Below are 15,352 nucleotides of genomic sequence, written 5' to 3' on the forward strand. Positions count from 1 at the left end.
TCCTTAAAAGAAAGGTAAACCAAAGCACTTACTGCCACTTCTATCCGCACTGCAGAAGCGCATGCATAAACAAACTGGTTTAATCAAAAATAAATCACTCTGATGCTTTCTATATTAGAATCCAATCTCTTAGCTCTCGTAAAATACAAGTGTACTTTGTTATAGCTATAAAGTGACAGTGCTATACGAGTATTAGGCAGATCGCTATACTATTAATCAAAGCTTAATGTGAGTTGAACCATTTTCTTGGCGGGTAATTCTATTTCTTCTGATAAATTACTAACACTTAAACCCATTAAACGAACTGGTTGAGCATAATCTACCTGACTCATTAACTCATAACTCAGAGCTGTTAAAGCAGACTTCTTACTAATGCTCGTTTCATAAGTTTTACTTCTTGTATTCTGAGTAAAGTCGTTATACTTAGTTTTTAGCGTAAGTGTTTTTCCATAGCGTTTGTTGCGTTTAATACGCTTCCATAAGCCCTCTATTAATAGGTTCATTTCAATTTCTCGTTCTTCTTCAGTAGAAATATCTTCACGAAAAGTATTTTCAATACCAATTGATTTCCTAACTCTATTGGTGATAACAGGTCTATCATCAATGCCCCTGCAAATGTTATAAAAGAAGTAACCCGATTTTCCAAAGTGGTCAACTAAGCCATTCAAACTCCAAGCTTTCATGTCTTTACCTGTGTAAATTCCTAGGCGTGTCATTTTTTCTCCAGTTTTAGCACCCACACCAAAAAACTTCTTAACCGGAAGGGTTTCAATAAAAGGAATAACCACTTCAGGTTTAATCAAAAATAGTCCGTTGGGTTTATCTTGGTCGGATGCAATTTTGGCCATAAACTTATTTACGCTTATACCTGCTGAAGCGTAAAGACCTGTTTCTTCAAAAATCCGTTTTTTGATTTCTTTAGCTATTAAAGTTGCCGACTTTAAGTTCTGTTTATTGGTGGTAACATCTAAAAAAGCCTCGTCTATACTCAAGGGCTCAACCAAGTCAGTGTACTTGTGCATAATGGCCATTATCTGTGCCGATACGCTTTTGTATATTTCAAATCGGTGCGATTGAAATATTAAATTGGGGCATTTCTTTAAAGCTTGTTTTGATGACATGGCAGAATATACACCAAACCTACGTGCTTCGTAACTCGCCGCGGCAATTACACCTCGTTTAGAGGGACTGCCAACGGCAACTGGTTTTCCTTTTAGATGCGGAAAATCGCGCTGTTCAACCGATGCAAAAAAAGCATCCATATCGATATGTATAATTTTCCGTGTCATTAATAATAATCAAGGATATTTGCAGGGCACAAAAATGGCTTTAACTTCGCACATTCGCAAGCAATTAAATTCTGATAAATCTGTATAAATAATTAGTTATATCATATATGTCTGATCAAGATAAAGTTGAGCACGTCGTTTCAAAAGATGGTTCAAGTACACTATATGTTCCGCACTTAAACGAGCACTACCACTCCACAAATGGTGCAGTTCAAGAATCGATGCACGTTTTTATTAATTCTGCTTTTAATAAGTTCGAAGGGGAGCAGGTTTCCATCTTGGAGTTTGGTTTTGGTACTGGCCTCAATGCTTTCTTAACCCTTATAAATGCCAAGGCTGATGTTCATTATCACTCAATGGAAAAGTATCCATTGAATACTGATAAAATTGCATTATTAAATTATGGGCAAATAGAAGAGGGGAGGCATCAAGTTCACTATAATAATTTGCATCAAGCTAATTGGGGCGAAGAAGCAGAAATAAAAGAAGGTTTTCATCTCTATAAGCAGCAGTGTGATTTTAAGACTGTTTTATTGGAACAGAAATATAATCTGATCTATTTTGATGCCTTTGCACCAGATGTTCAGCCAATGTTATGGACAAAAGATATTTTTAAGAAAGCCTATGAAGCTTTACTTCCGGGTGGAATGCTAACAACTTATTGTGCTAAAGGCGTAGTAAGGCGAACTATGCAAGAAGTAGGATTTAGTGTGGAGCGCTTACCTGGACCTCCTGGAAAAAGAGAGATGCTTAGAGCTACAAAGTAATTAATGTTTTGAGCTTGTTTAAAGTAGTTAAAGACAAGTTAAAATGTTGCGAATTATGTGGTCTGCATGCTAGTGATGATGAATTTAAATATTATATTCGCACTTCGATTTTAATAAGAAAATATAAATAAATGGATAAGTTAAGTTACGCGCTAGGTCTTAGCATCGCAGGTAACCTGAAAAGTTCAGGTGTTGACACAATTGATGTTGAATCTTTCTCAAACGGAGTAAAGCACCTAGTTGAAGGCGTTAAACCAGAAATTACTCAAGACGAAGCTACTACATTAATAAACGAGTTTTTTGCAGGTGTGCAAGCAAAACAGTTTGAAGCAAATATTAAAGCCGGTGAAGCATTTTTAGCTGAGAATGCTAAAAAAGAAGGTGTTACTGTTCTTGAAAGTGGTTTACAGTATGAGGTTATTACTGAAGGAACTGGTGAAAAACCAACTGCTACTAACCAAGTAAAATGTCATTACCACGGTACTTTAATTGATGGTACAGTATTCGATAGCTCAGTAGAGCGTGGCGAGCCAGCTACATTCCCAGTTAATGGTGTTATTGCAGGATGGGTTGAAGCTTTACAATTGATGCCAATTGGTTCTAAATGGAAATTAACTATTCCATCTAACCTAGCTTATGGTGAGCAAGGTGCAGGGCAACAAATTGGACCTCATACTACATTAGTATTCGAAGTTGAGTTATTAGAAATCGTTTAATCATTCAAACATAATAAATAATCAAATTATGCTTAAAAAGTTATTTTTAGGATTATGTGTTGTTGGAGTTCTTGCAACTTCATGTAATCAAGTTCCTGGTGCAGGAGAGGTTAAAATGAATAATGAAACGGATAGTGTTTCTTATGCATTGGGTTATATTATTGCTGCTAACATGAGACAACAATTATCAGGTCCTTTTGATACTGTTGACTTTAAAACAATGGCTAAAGCTTATGCTAATTCTCAACTTTCTGATCAAATGAAAGAGGGTTACGAGCAAAGTTTCGAAACTATCAACTACGAAGTATTTCGTTCGGCTTTCGTAAATCAATTAGGATATGATAAGTCATATTTTACTGAGGAGCAAGCAAACATGTTTTTACAAACTGCTTACCAAAAAGTACAAGATAAAAAAGCTTTAGAAGGTAACGACGAGGCTAAAGCAAATAAAGAAAAAGCAGATGCTTTTTTAGCTGAAAACGCAAAAAAAGAGGGTGTAGTTTCTTTACCTAGTGGATTACAGTATGAAGTAATGGTTCCTGCTACAGGAGCTAAGCCAACTACTGCTGACCAAGTTGAAGTTCATTACCATGGTACTTTATTAGATGGTACTGTTTTCGATAGCTCAGTAGACCGTGGTCAAACAGCTACTTTCGGTGTTACACAAGTAATTAAAGGATGGACTGAAGCATTACAATTAATGCCAGAAGGTTCTAAATACAAATTATTTATTCCTGCTGAATTAGCATACGGGTCAAGAGGTTCAGGTCAAATTGGACCAATGGAAATGTTAATTTTCGAAGTAGAGTTAGTAAGTATTGTGAAGTAATTTATATTACTCCTATATAGAATAAAGAGGAACTTTGGTTCCTCTTTTTTTGTTTATATATGCCAACTATTATCTCTCATCAAAGCATAGTAAATTCTTATCCTATAATCTCCATTCTTGCGTAAATAATCATATCTTTGTTTCCGCAAAAATATAATCAATTATTTATTATGCTTAAAGCTGAAATACATACCGAAAAAGGGGTAATGAAGTTAGACTTATATGCTGACGAGACTCCTAAAACTGTAGAAAATTTTGTAAAACTTGCAAAAGAAGGATTTTACGATGGACTAGCATTTCACCGTGTTTTACCTGATTTCGTTATTCAAGGTGGTTGCCCTCATTCTCGTGGCGGTGGTAACTCTAGAGTAGGAACAGGTGGTCCTGGATATAGCATTGATTGTGAAACTTCAGCTGATAAGCAATATCACGATAGAGGTGTTCTTTCAATGGCACATGCCGGTAAAAATACTGGTGGATCTCAATTTTTTGTTTGTCATAGCCGTAACAATACTGCTCACCTAGATGGTGCTCATACATGCTTTGGTAAAGTTTACGAAGGCTTTGATGTTATTGATGACATTAGAGAAGGTGATGGAATTGAAAAAGTAGTAATAATCGAAGAATAAAAATCAGTATGGATTTTAATTTAATAGGAAATATAGTAGTAGTAGAAAACGAGCAACAAATTAGTGCTTCTTTTAAAAAGCGTGAGTTTGTTATCGAAGTAGTAAACGAGAGAAATTCTGATTGGAATGATTTTATTAAATTTCAATTAACTCAAGATCGTTGCAGCCAAGTGGATGGTTTTAACGTAGGAGAGCCAGTAAAGGTGTCTTTTAATATTCGTGGTCGTAAGTGGGAGAAAGATGGTAAAGTAAACTATTTCTCAAACTTAGAGGCATGGCGTTTAGAAAAAGTACAGCCTAATACAGCTCCTGATATGCCACCTCCAGCTTTTACTGAGTCTGAGGTTCCACCAGCTGGTCCAAATGAAGATTTACCATTTTAGTGGTTAAATAATATAAAATAAAAAGGCTGTTGCATTGCAACAGCCTTTGTTATTTTATTAAAGCTTGCTTTATGCTAATCTATCTAAACCCGTTTTAATTCTAGTCATTGCTTCTACTAATGCATCGTCGCTAGTAGCATAAGAAAAACGTAAGCATTCTGGACTACCAAACGCATCACCTGATACGGTAGCAACATACATGGTTTCTAATAAGTACAGTGCTAGGTCAGAAGAATTGTTAATTGTGTAATTTTCGTAACTCTTACCAAAGTATGAACTTACATCTGGGAATAAATAAAAGGCTCCTTGAGGTACATTTACTTTCATACCCTTAATTTCCTTAGCCATTTTCACAACCAAATTGCGGCGGCGTAAAAATACTTCTTTCATAGCTGCTGATGGCTCTTGTGTTCCCGTAAGTGCAGCAGCCGATGCCATTTGAGATATGGAACAAGCTCCAGATGTGTATTGTCCTTGTAATTTATTACAGGCATCAGCAATCCATTGCGGAGCAGCAATATATCCAATTCTCCATCCAGTCATGGCATATCCCTTAGAAACCCCATTTACAATAACCACTCTATCTTTTACATTTTCAAATTGAGCAATGCTTTCATGCTTCCCTTCAAAGGTGATTAATTCATAAATTTCATCAGAAATAATAGTTACATGTGGGTGTTTTGCAAAAACATCAGCTAAAGCTTTTAATTCATCTTTTGTATACAAATTACCCGTTGGGTTAGATGGTGAGCTGAATAAAAATATTTTTGTTTTTGGAGTAATCGCATTTTCAAGTTGTTCCGGTGTTATCTTAAAATCTTGCTCAATACCAGCCTTAATAAACACATTAGTAGCTTGTGATAAATTCACTATTTCAATATAACTTACCCAATAAGGTGCAGGAATAATAACCTCATCACCAGGACCAACTAAACTTAAAATAATATTCGCGATGGATTGTTTGGCTCCATTACTGGCAACAATTTGAGAAGGAGAAAAAGAAAGGTTATTATCTCTTTTGAACTTCTCACAAACGGCTTCTCTCAAAACAGGTAAACCCGGAACAGGAGTGTATTTCGAGATATTATTATGGATAGCATCAATTGCTGCAGCTTTAATATGGTCGGGTGTATTAAAATCGGGCTGACCAATACTTAGGTTAATCACATCGTTGCCTAGTGCTTGTAATTCTCTACTTTTTTGAGACATGGCTAAAGTAGCCGACTCGTTTACGTTTGCCAATCTTTCAGATACTATCATTTCTATTCATTTTTATTAAAATACCGTTCTCATTTAACGGTATCAAATATGTCTATGCTTTAAGGCGCAATTTTATTTACTATAATTGGGTCTTTGTACTATAACCTATTGTTGCAAATGACCGTAAATACTATTAATTTCACCAAAATTTTAATTCCTTCGACAAAATTAATATTATATATTTTTATGGAAACATTTTTAGACATCATTAATTGGCTTTTACCTTCATTAATAGTACTATTTGTGACTTTAGTATTGGTACGATGGTTTTTGAAAGCAGAAACTCAGCGCAGAAAGCAAGAGTTTTTATTAATGCGAAATAAAGATTTATTACCCATAAAAATGAGTGCATATGAACGTGTTACTTTGTTTCTTGAGCGTATAAGTGCTGAATCTATTGTTATGCGTGAGCAACCCAAAGCAGTAACAAGTAAAGATTTTCAAAGTGTCTTGTTAAGTTCAATTAGAACTGAATACGAGCATAATATGGCTATGCAGGTTCATATTTCACCCGATACTTGGCATTTGGTAAAGAATGCAAAAGAAGAAATGATTAGAACTATTAATATTTCGGCAACTATGGTAGAGCCCGAGCATTCATCAATGGGCTTGGCAAAAACTATATTAGAGCAGTTTCCTAATGCTACATCTTATCATTTTAAAAAGGCTCTAGATGGCTTAAAAGCCGATGTTCAAACTTTTTATAGTTAACAAAATAATCTAAACTCCGAAATGTGAATAATACACAATCTCAGAACTCATATGCAAATCAGCCCAATAGAAATGATGGGCTGATTGATATTAAAAAAATACTGTTTTTAGCAAAAAGTAATTGGTATCTTTTTGTTATAATAGTGCCTTTAGTGTTGGTAGGAACCTATGTTTATCATCGCTATAGTAAGGTAATTTACAATTCTTCTGTAACAATAATGTTAAAAGCAGAGGATAATAGAGCTATGACTCGTACCGACTTAATTGAAGGTTTTGGACTTTCTCCTGAAACCAATAGCCTCGAGAGTCAATCAATTATCTTGCGTTCAAAAAAGGTAGTAAGTTCGGCCTTAAAGAAATTAGATTTTGAGATAGATATCTATAGCGATGGTTACTTAATGGATTTTGATTTGTATCATAATTCTCCTTTCAAAATTGAAATGGATTCCGGTCATGTTCAAATTTTAAACACCCCAATTCATCTTATTCCCAAAGGAAATAATAAAATTGAAATTAGAATATCAGCTGAAAATTCGTGGTTACACGACTATTCTAATTCAGCAAATAAAGGGGGAACAGGATTTGTTGAATTCTCTGAAATTGTAAGTTATGGTGATTATGTGAATACACCTTATTGTAGGTTTAAAGTTCATAAGGTGTCAGATACAGAGATAAAGCCGAAACATGATTACTACTTTTATTTCAGATCAATTGATTGGTTAACTAATAATTATAGAAGTAAGATCAGTATTACACCGATTAGTGAAGGAAGCTCTATTATTAATGTATCTATAACCGGGGAAAACAGACAAAAACTAACTTCCTTTTTAGATGCGCTTTGTGAGGTTTATTTAGAGGATAACCTGGAGCGTAAGAACCTAATTGCTGTAAAAACCTTAAGTTTTATTGATAAACAGTTGGTGCAAGTTTCTGACACTTTAGATAGTACATTAGAGCGCTTAATGGCATTCAGACAGAATAATATTTTTACTACTCCAGATGATATGTCAACTATATTAGCTGATCAGTATTTTGAATATGAAAAGGAACTTCAAATTGTAAATTTGCAAAAAAAGTATTTTGGTCAACTAGTCGATCAACTTCGAACGAATCCACTAAGTGAAGACTATTTATTGCCTGCCTTTGCTGATAATGTAAATGGCGTTATATCTACTTTAATAATGGAGTTGCTTACCTTAACAAACGAGTATAAGTTGGTTGAGTCACAGAGTTCAGTAAACAACCCTTACTTAAAGGATTTGGATACAAAAATTAAAGTGGGTACTGATAACTTGATCACTGCACTTACTAAAGTAATTAAGAACGTCGAAATTCAGGAAGAGCGCCTGTATCAGAATATTGCTGATTTAAATAGTAAAATGAGTAAACTTCCAGAAGCGGAGAAAAAGTACTTAGATATAGAACGTCAGTATAAGTTAAACGATGCAATCTATACCTTTTTATTGCAAAAGCAATCAGAAACCAATATCACCAAGGCATCAAATGCTCCAGATAACGAAATTATAGATAAGGCAGTTGTAGATGGTATAGTGGCTCCAAATGAGGCGGCAGATAGGAAAAAAGCCCTGATGTTAGCTTTTTTGATTCCGATTGCTATAATTGCTTTGAAGGAATATTTTAATAATAAAGTTAGGGATAAAGGAGAGATTAATAGTATTGCACCTGATGTACCCATATTTGGTTTTATTCCTCAGTCGAAATCGATGCATGAGAATATTATTAAAAGTGAGCCTATCTCAAACATATCCGAAGCTTTTAGAGGTCTCCGAACCAAATTAAATTTTGTAGGGGCTAACAATTCAACTAAAGTTATTGCTCTAACTTCAACTAACACAGGCGAAGGAAAAACGTATTGCGCTTTAAATTTGGCCTCGGCCTATGCCATATCTGGAAAGAAAACAGTTTTGCTGGGTTTTGATTTAAGGAAACCCAGATTAACAGGGATATTTAACCACGATAACAGTAAGGGTATTTCAGACCACTTGATTAACGAAGCAAGTTACGATGAAATTATTCATGATGGTGGGATGAAGAACTTATCAGTAGTGCAGGCAGGTACTATACCTCCAAATCCTTCTGAGTTAATTGCTGCAAAAGAAACCGAACTGTTTTTTGAAAAATTAAAGCAGGATTTCGATTGTGTAATTGTAGATTCTCCACCAATTGGTATTGTAACAGATGCCCGAATACTACTGAATCATGTTGATTGTGCACTATATGTTGTTAGATCGGATAGAACGGATAAAGAGCACTTTAAGGCTACTATGAATAATTTATTGGGTGATGAATTGCCTTGCCTAGGATTTATACTGAATGATATTAATAAGAAAACCGCTGGCTATGGTCATTATTCAGAAAAGTATTACGCCGATAATAAGTAATTTAGAATAAGGGATTGCATCTATATGATAACTAATAATATTTCGCTTAAAGAATATAACACACTTAATATTAGTGTAAAAACCACTTATTTTGCCCAACCTAAAACAAGCCAGGAAACCATTGCTGTTTTAAAATCTGATACGGCTAGAAATAATTCTATTTTTATTTTAGGCGGAGGAAGTAATATTTTGTTTAAATCTGATTTTGATGGATTGGTTATTCATCCATGTATATCTGATATAAATATATTGGAAGAGAATGAAGATACAATAAAGGTTAAGGTTGGTGCAGGTGTAGAATGGGATAGCTTTGTTGAGTGGGCCGTTAATCGTAATCTATACGGAATAGAAAACTTATCCTTGATTCCGGGTAATATAGGCGCTTGTCCGGTTCAGAATATTGGCGCATACGGAGTAGAGGTGAAGGATGTGATTACAAGTGTTCAGGGAATTTACTTAGATTCCTTAGAATCATTTTCATTATCAAATACAGCCTGTAAATTCGATTATAGAAACAGTGTTTTTAAGCAAGAACTTAAAAATAAAACCTTGATTACATCAGTTTGCTTTGAGCTACAAAAAAAGGGTGAGCTCAATTTAAAGTACGGAAGCATCCAAAAAGATGTTGAAGCTTTGGGTGAGCGTTCGCTACTTAATGCCCGTAAAGCCATTATCGCAGTTAGAAATAGTAAACTTCCCGATCCTAAAGAGTTTGGTAATGTAGGTAGTTTCTTTAAAAATCCGATTATCGATATCGCTATAGCAAAAGATATCTTTAAAAAATACCCAAGTGCGCCTTCGTATGAAGTATCGGAAAGCTTAGTTAAAATACCTGCCGCTTGGTTAATTGAACAAGCGGGTTGGAAAGGCAAAAGCATTGGTAATGCTGCAGTTCATAAAAATCAGGCTTTGGTGTTAATCAATTCTAACGGACAGGCAACAGGTACTGAAATTTTGGAATTAGCAGGTGCCATTGTTTCCGACGTAGAAAAGAAATTCGGAATTTCAATGGAGAAGGAAGTGAATGTATTATAGAGCCAATATTTACTTCTCTTGAATTCTATAGGTTTTTTAAGTAGATTTATAGTTCGGCAAAAAACAAAGAGCTATGAATAAGAATACTGAGTTTTTGGAAACCATGCGTAAAGACCTTTCCTACTGGAGGGGTCCGTTTTATTTTAATAGAAACGACCCACGTATTTTTGTAAAAAAGTTAGATCCATCGTTAGGGTATACATTAAATTTTGGCAATTTCTTTTCCTATATGCTCATCCTTGCTTTTATTGCCATTATATGGTTAATCCAGCAAATAGCTTGATGGAACTCTCCAATAGAAAATGATTGAATGAAAATAAAACGACTCAATTCGGATACTCCGATCGAAAAAAGAAGGTTTATTTATAGTTTAGTACTTCCGATAGTATTCTTATTAATAGCATTTACTGTTCATTTAATTCAGCACATAGAACAAATTAAATTTACAAAACTAGGGGTTTATCCAATGCAAGCCGAAGGTTTATGGGGTATCTTGTTTACCCCTTTAATACATGGCGATTGGAAACACTTGTATTCTAATTCTGTATCAATGCTTGTTCTGGCAACAACATTGTTTTATTTCTATAATAAAATAGCAGCTAAAATTTTTGTTTTTATATATCTACTCAGTGGGGTAGGAACTTGGTTAGCAGCCCGAGAATCGTGGCACATAGGTGCTAGCGGTGTTATTTACGGTTTGGCAATGTTTTTAATAATAAGTGGAATTATCCGCAAACATATTCCTTTAATTGCAATTTCTTTATTGGTTATCCTTTTTTACGGAGGTTTAATTTGGGGCGCTTTTCCTCTCAAAGTAGATTTACCCTATTCGTGGGAAGGGCATTTATGGGGTGCTGTTACGGGTAGTATACTAGCATTGGTATACCGAAGGGAAGGACCTCATAAACCCAAATCACCTTTTGAAGAGGAAATAGATGTGGAGGATTATGATGGAGAAGAACCCTATTGGATGCAAGGAGTTGATCAGGATAAAAATGAAGATAGATAGTATGGTGCAATTTTGCCGATAAACCAAAGGCCTGCCCATTTGTTTAATAAGATGATAGTAGCAAGGAATGAAATAACTTCAATTACTCAATTGTAACTTAAACTAAAATAATATGAAAATAATGTGGAAGATTGTGCTTGCAGAAGCACTCTTAAGTGTTCTTATAGTAGCCTGTTCTACTGTGCCAATTACCGGCCGAAAACAAGTAAATATGTTTCCTGAATCTCAAATGGTATCCATGAGTTTGAGTCAGTATGACGAATTTTTAAGCCAGTCGAAGCTATCAGACAATAAGGAACAAACCGAAATGGTAAAAAGAGTGGGGGATAAAATTGCGAAGGCCGTTGAAAGCTACCTTACAGCCAATGGACATAGTTCTTACATTGAAAATTTTAATTGGGAGTTTAATTTGGTGGATGATGCAACACCTAATGCATGGTGTATGCCCGGTGGAAAGGTAGTTTTTTACACAGGTATTTTACCTTATACCAAAACAGAAGCTGGTTTAGCAGTGGTTATGGGTCATGAAATTGCGCATGCGGTTGCACGTCATGGTAATGAGCGTATGAGCCATCAAATGGGTATGCAAGCCGTAGCAACAGGCCTCGATGTATATTTGGCTGAAAAACCAGATGAAACCAAACAAATTTATACCACAGCATTTGGCTTGGGTTCTCAATATGGGGTGATGTTACCCTTTTCTCGTTCGCACGAAACAGAGGCAGATAAAATGGGTTTGGTATTTATGGCTATGGCAGGATACGATCCTGGAGAAGCTGTTGATTTTTGGACAAGAATGTCGCAAAGTGGAGGGCAAAAACCACCTGAGTTTATGAGTACGCACCCTGCGGATCAAACCCGCATTAAAGACATACAGGCTTATTTACCCGAAGCCAGAAAATACCTTCCCTAATAGGGATGTGTTGAAATATTAGAAGAATAAACTATAAAATATTTAAATAAGAGCATATGATAGAGCTAATTGGAACTGTAAACAACTTTATGTCGGTATATTTATTAATACCAATACTGTTATTTGCAGGATTATTTTTTACTTATAAAACAGGGTTTTTACAATTCCGATATATAGGTCATATGTTCAAATTGCTTACTGAGGGGTCTACGCATAAAACCTCAGGAGTAACCTCATTTCAGGCATTTACCATTAGCTTGGGAAGTAGGGTAGGAACCGGAAACCTTGCAGGGGTAGCTTTAGCTATTGTAGCGGGAGGACCCGGAGCTGTTTTCTGGATGTGGTTAATTGCCCTTTTAGGCGCCGCATCTGCCTTTGTTGAGAGTACCTTAGCCCAAGCTTATAAGGTAGATGATGAGGGGGGAACCTTTAAAGGAGGACCTGCTTACTATATGCAATACGCACTTAAAAGCAGAAATTTAGGTATTGCTTTCGCAATTTTGATTACGCTTTGTTATGGTTTTGCGTTTAACTCAGTACAGAGCGACACCATTTCAGCAGCATTTGCACAATCCTTCGATTTTGATCCTGCCATAATGGGCGGAATTCTTGTGGTGCTTACGGGCCTAATTATTTTTGGAGGCGTTAGACGTATTGCCCATTTCACCAATGCGGTGGTTCCGGTAATGGCTATTTCTTATATTTTGGTTGTACTATATGTACTGTTTAGTCATTTTAGTTTAATACCAGAAACTATAAAACTTATTCTTGAGAGTGCTTTCGGAATGCGCGAAGCAGCAGCAGGAGCAATGGGAGCAGCTTTAGTACAGGGTATTAAGCGAGGATTATTTTCGAATGAAGCAGGTATGGGTTCAGCGCCTAATGCAGCGGCTGCAGCCGATGTTACACATCCTGTAAAGCAGGGATTTATACAAGCCTTGGGTGTATTTACCGATACCCTAATAATTTGTACCTCAACGGCGCTATTACTTCTATTATCGGGTGAATATACAGTAACAGGAGTGGATGGTATTCGTTTAACCCAAAACTCAATGGTTGCCATGGTTGGCCCATGGGGAGGAATATATCTTTCGGTATGTATCTTTTTATTTGCCTTTAGTTCCATTATTGGTAACTATTATTATGGCGAATCAAACATCAAGTTTATCTCAACAAAGCATAAATATTTAAATATGTACCGTGGTGCCGTATTGGCCATGGTATTATTTGGGGCATTAGCTAAATCGCATGTTGTATGGGGCTTGGCCGATATTTTTATGATTTTGATGGCGCTACTAAACTTGTATGCAATATTTAGATTAACGCCCAAGCTAAAGCTGATTTTAAAAGATTATATGAAGCAGAAAAAAGAAGGCAAAGATCCTGTTTTTAAAGCAAAATCAGTTGGTATCGAAGATGAGTCAGAATGTTGGAAATAAGCTTTAAGTAGCTTTAATATATTAATTAAAAGAGTTAAGTGTAGTGCTTAACTCTTTTTTGTTATATCAATTATTTGTTGATGTTTTTGGTATTATTCAAATTTTAAGGTATCACCACCCAGGGGAATACGGCCAGTTTTATCAAGTATGCCTTCAAGCTTTATATTGGCCAAACTCGCTTCGCTTTTATTCACGGTAACCCACATAATATGATCAAAAGATTTACCTGGTTCTGAAAATTGAAACCCGCCTGTTGTGGACAAATTAATGTAATCTCGGCCATTGCGTTCCTCGTAGTTATACATGTGCGTGTGCCCATAAAAAACGGTATAGGGCATTTGGTGCAGAGCACTTTCAATTTGGCTAAATTGCTGTTCGTTTTCTTTTTGCCAAACCGGTTTATGTATCATTATAAAAGTGTGCCGGGCATCAGTATTATTTGCAATTACCTTTTTAAAATAGCGCACTTGTTCAGCTCCAATGTTGCCCGTTACTCTTTCGGGTAAATGAGCGTAAGCACTCTTTTTAAAAGCTTCTACGCCTTCTTTTTCAAATATCTCAGCCCCTTCCTTTCGTATCTCATTAATTTCGTGCATTCGTTGCGAACTATAATCTTCGGTATTAAAAATCAGAAACAATACGTCTTTGTATCTGAAATGATAATAGTGAGGCCCATAACGATTACTCCACACATCTCTGGCAATCTGCCCGGTTAAATCATGGTTGCCGCCCGCATAAAAAATGGGAGCAATGGCTCTGTTGGCCCTCTTATCAAAATTATCCCATTGCTGGTGCCAAACAGACGTATCGCTGTTAGCACCTTCAATTAGGTCGCCAACATTTACAATTAAATCGGGCTGTAGTAGGTTTAGTTGTGCCACCGCTACTTTAAATATTTCAGGTCGCTCGCCACCTGTGAGGTCGGCAAAAATGGCAAAGCTGAATTTACTATCGTGGCTATTAAAATTTAAATGCGTCCATGGTTTTTTACTTGTGCTAATATCATTAGTAAACACAGTGTGTTGGCACGATAAAAATGTAAATACAACAATTAGTGTTGAAATTACGACGAAGGCTTTTTTACGGCTTTTAAAATTAGATTTCATTGTTATGGGTTTTAAATAGAAGTTGTTTAAGGTTGTAGGGGAATTTCGAGAGTGACAATTTGATTATCAGTGGCAAAGCTCGATTTTTTATTGCATAGCTGTAGCTACGGAATAAAAATTAGCTGAAGCCAATGAAATCAAGGTGTTACTCGCAGATTTTCAATACAACTTTAATAAAAACGCATTGAAGCTGTAATTGTTAAGCGATAAGTTATGAATTTTTAAAATATCACTGTGTATGTAAATGAATAATACCAAATGCATTATTGAATGATTGATAAGAAATTGAATTATTTAAAGATTCTATAATGAATAAAATAGAGATATAGCCATAGTTACATTGATATTTTATGAAGTAGTAGAAGCTTTATAGAAACAATTTATGTCAATCATTTGATGATGTTTTTGGTATAAGCACCGCTTTATTCAAAATGGCGTGTTTCTATTTGCATAAAGCTAGTCCGGAGTTCAGTTTGTGCTTTTTCTAAATAGAAATGTGCCAAACTGGCAAAGAATGGCTCGTATGTATTTAGATATTTTACGTTTTGGATTCAGATGGTGCAATTTCTATTTAGAAATGCGTCATTTTGGCACCAAAGGCCTCGTATCTAAATAGAAACGCTCGGGGTAGGATGAATGGGCGTTTCTAAGTGCATGCTAATGGTTTGCATATTTAGGGTTTAATAAATACTTATAAAAATGGCTGCTTATATTAAACACAGTAGGGATAGTAGCGGCAGTAAGCTTTTTGAATTGCCCTTTTATTGGGAGGGTGTAGGCGACCTTAGGAGCCCACGTACCAACCATATAAAAAGGAGCAATTTAAAGAGCTTGCTATAGTGGATAGCCCGTTAAACTGCCCAA

Annotated in this window: 15 protein-coding genes; 12 read left to right on the top strand and 3 right to left on the bottom strand. The window is 35.6% G+C overall.

Going from position 1 to position 15,352, the window contains the following annotated elements:
* Positions 1-212: 212 nt before the first annotated feature.
* Positions 213-1,289, bottom strand: coding sequence for a DNA polymerase IV (gene dinB, locus QMO11_RS10810; RefSeq protein ID WP_282037271.1), 1,077 nt, complete (start codon positions 1,287-1,289; stop codon positions 213-215).
* Positions 1,290-1,396: 107 nt separating this feature from the next.
* On the opposite strand from dinB, the gene mnmC2 reads away from it, so the two are divergent.
* From mnmC2 to QMO11_RS10835, 5 genes are all read left to right on the top strand, one after another.
* Positions 1,397-2,056: a tRNA (5-methylaminomethyl-2-thiouridine)(34)-methyltransferase MnmC2 gene (gene mnmC2 / locus QMO11_RS10815; RefSeq protein WP_282037272.1), complete on the top strand. Its 660-nt coding sequence runs from the start codon at positions 1,397-1,399 to the stop codon at positions 2,054-2,056.
* Positions 2,057-2,187: 131 nt separating this feature from the next.
* The gene (gene bamJ, locus QMO11_RS10820; protein ID WP_075603596.1) at positions 2,188-2,772 is read left to right on the top strand and encodes a BamJ family beta-barrel-assembly machinery protein; all 585 of its coding nucleotides are present in this window, start codon (positions 2,188-2,190) and stop codon (positions 2,770-2,772) included.
* A 28-nt stretch (positions 2,773-2,800) separates the two neighbouring features.
* Positions 2,801-3,601 carry a BamJ family beta-barrel-assembly machinery protein gene (gene bamJ / locus QMO11_RS10825; protein ID WP_075603597.1) on the top strand — a complete coding sequence of 267 codons (801 nt, stop codon included), beginning with the start codon at positions 2,801-2,803 and terminating at the stop codon, positions 3,599-3,601.
* Positions 3,602-3,771: 170 nt separating this feature from the next.
* A complete protein-coding gene (locus tag QMO11_RS10830) occupies positions 3,772-4,230 on the top strand; it encodes a peptidylprolyl isomerase (protein WP_282037274.1) in 459 nt (152 codons plus the stop codon).
* An 8-nt stretch (positions 4,231-4,238) separates the two neighbouring features.
* Entirely contained in the window at positions 4,239-4,613 is a 375-nt protein-coding gene (locus tag QMO11_RS10835) for a DUF3127 domain-containing protein (RefSeq protein ID WP_282037275.1), read from the top strand.
* A gap of 69 nt (positions 4,614-4,682) precedes the next feature.
* On the opposite strand, the gene QMO11_RS10840 is transcribed toward QMO11_RS10835, so the two are convergent.
* A complete protein-coding gene (locus tag QMO11_RS10840) occupies positions 4,683-5,873 on the bottom strand; it encodes a pyridoxal phosphate-dependent aminotransferase (RefSeq protein ID WP_282037276.1) in 1,191 nt (396 codons plus the stop codon).
* A gap of 186 nt (positions 5,874-6,059) precedes the next feature.
* Here QMO11_RS10840 and QMO11_RS10845 point away from each other — a divergent pair, with 186 nt between their 5' ends.
* From QMO11_RS10845 to QMO11_RS10875, 7 genes are all read left to right on the top strand, one after another.
* A complete protein-coding gene (locus QMO11_RS10845) occupies positions 6,060-6,584 on the top strand; it encodes a DUF7935 family protein (RefSeq protein WP_282037278.1) in 525 nt (174 codons plus the stop codon).
* 23 nt (positions 6,585-6,607) lie between these two features.
* Positions 6,608-8,986, top strand: a complete 2,379-nt coding sequence (locus QMO11_RS10850; protein WP_282037279.1) for a GumC family protein — start codon at positions 6,608-6,610, stop codon at positions 8,984-8,986.
* 24 nt (positions 8,987-9,010) lie between these two features.
* On the top strand, positions 9,011-10,021 hold the full coding sequence (gene murB, locus QMO11_RS10855) for a UDP-N-acetylmuramate dehydrogenase (RefSeq protein ID WP_282037281.1): 1,011 nt from the start codon (positions 9,011-9,013) through the stop codon (positions 10,019-10,021).
* 73 nt (positions 10,022-10,094) lie between these two features.
* Positions 10,095-10,304, top strand: coding sequence for a hypothetical protein (locus tag QMO11_RS10860; protein ID WP_282037282.1), 210 nt, complete (start codon positions 10,095-10,097; stop codon positions 10,302-10,304).
* A gap of 27 nt (positions 10,305-10,331) precedes the next feature.
* Entirely contained in the window at positions 10,332-11,030 is a 699-nt protein-coding gene (locus QMO11_RS10865; RefSeq protein ID WP_282037283.1) for a rhomboid family intramembrane serine protease, read from the top strand.
* 112 nt (positions 11,031-11,142) lie between these two features.
* Entirely contained in the window at positions 11,143-11,943 is an 801-nt protein-coding gene (locus tag QMO11_RS10870) for a M48 family metallopeptidase (protein ID WP_282037285.1), read from the top strand.
* Between the two features lie 56 nt (positions 11,944-11,999).
* Positions 12,000-13,382, top strand: coding sequence for an alanine/glycine:cation symporter family protein (locus QMO11_RS10875; RefSeq protein WP_282037287.1), 1,383 nt, complete (start codon positions 12,000-12,002; stop codon positions 13,380-13,382).
* A gap of 92 nt (positions 13,383-13,474) precedes the next feature.
* Here the strand turns inward: QMO11_RS10875 and QMO11_RS10880 are convergent, their stop codons facing one another.
* Positions 13,475-14,488 carry a metallophosphoesterase family protein gene (locus QMO11_RS10880; protein ID WP_282037289.1) on the bottom strand — a complete coding sequence of 338 codons (1,014 nt, stop codon included), beginning with the start codon at positions 14,486-14,488 and terminating at the stop codon, positions 13,475-13,477.
* Between the last annotated feature and the right edge of the window lie 864 nt (positions 14,489-15,352).

This window comes from Saccharicrinis aurantiacus, assembly GCF_947489045.1.
Classification (GTDB): domain Bacteria; phylum Bacteroidota; class Bacteroidia; order Bacteroidales; family Marinilabiliaceae; genus Saccharicrinis; species Saccharicrinis aurantiacus.

Excerpts from the sequence above, each read along its gene's own strand:
- QMO11_RS10835 (WP_282037275.1), top strand. The coding sequence starts at position 4,239 with ATGGATTTTAATTTAATAGGAAATATAGTAGTAGTAGAAAACGAGCAA.
- dinB (WP_282037271.1), bottom strand. The coding sequence starts at position 1,289 with ATGACACGGAAAATTATACATATCGATATGGATGCTTTTTTTGCATCG.
- bamJ (WP_075603597.1), top strand. The coding sequence starts at position 2,801 with ATGCTTAAAAAGTTATTTTTAGGATTATGTGTTGTTGGAGTTCTTGCA.
- QMO11_RS10845 (WP_282037278.1), top strand. The coding sequence starts at position 6,060 with ATGGAAACATTTTTAGACATCATTAATTGGCTTTTACCTTCATTAATA.
- QMO11_RS10875 (WP_282037287.1), top strand. The coding sequence starts at position 12,000 with ATGATAGAGCTAATTGGAACTGTAAACAACTTTATGTCGGTATATTTA.
- QMO11_RS10860 (WP_282037282.1), top strand. The coding sequence starts at position 10,095 with ATGAATAAGAATACTGAGTTTTTGGAAACCATGCGTAAAGACCTTTCC.
- mnmC2 (WP_282037272.1), top strand. The coding sequence starts at position 1,397 with ATGTCTGATCAAGATAAAGTTGAGCACGTCGTTTCAAAAGATGGTTCA.
- murB (WP_282037281.1), top strand. The coding sequence starts at position 9,011 with ATGATAACTAATAATATTTCGCTTAAAGAATATAACACACTTAATATT.
- QMO11_RS10870 (WP_282037285.1), top strand. The coding sequence starts at position 11,143 with ATGAAAATAATGTGGAAGATTGTGCTTGCAGAAGCACTCTTAAGTGTT.
- QMO11_RS10830 (WP_282037274.1), top strand. The coding sequence starts at position 3,772 with ATGCTTAAAGCTGAAATACATACCGAAAAAGGGGTAATGAAGTTAGAC.
- bamJ (WP_075603596.1), top strand. The coding sequence starts at position 2,188 with ATGGATAAGTTAAGTTACGCGCTAGGTCTTAGCATCGCAGGTAACCTG.
- QMO11_RS10865 (WP_282037283.1), top strand. The coding sequence starts at position 10,332 with ATGAAAATAAAACGACTCAATTCGGATACTCCGATCGAAAAAAGAAGG.
- QMO11_RS10840 (WP_282037276.1), bottom strand. The coding sequence starts at position 5,873 with ATGATAGTATCTGAAAGATTGGCAAACGTAAACGAGTCGGCTACTTTA.
- QMO11_RS10880 (WP_282037289.1), bottom strand. The coding sequence starts at position 14,488 with ATGAAATCTAATTTTAAAAGCCGTAAAAAAGCCTTCGTCGTAATTTCA.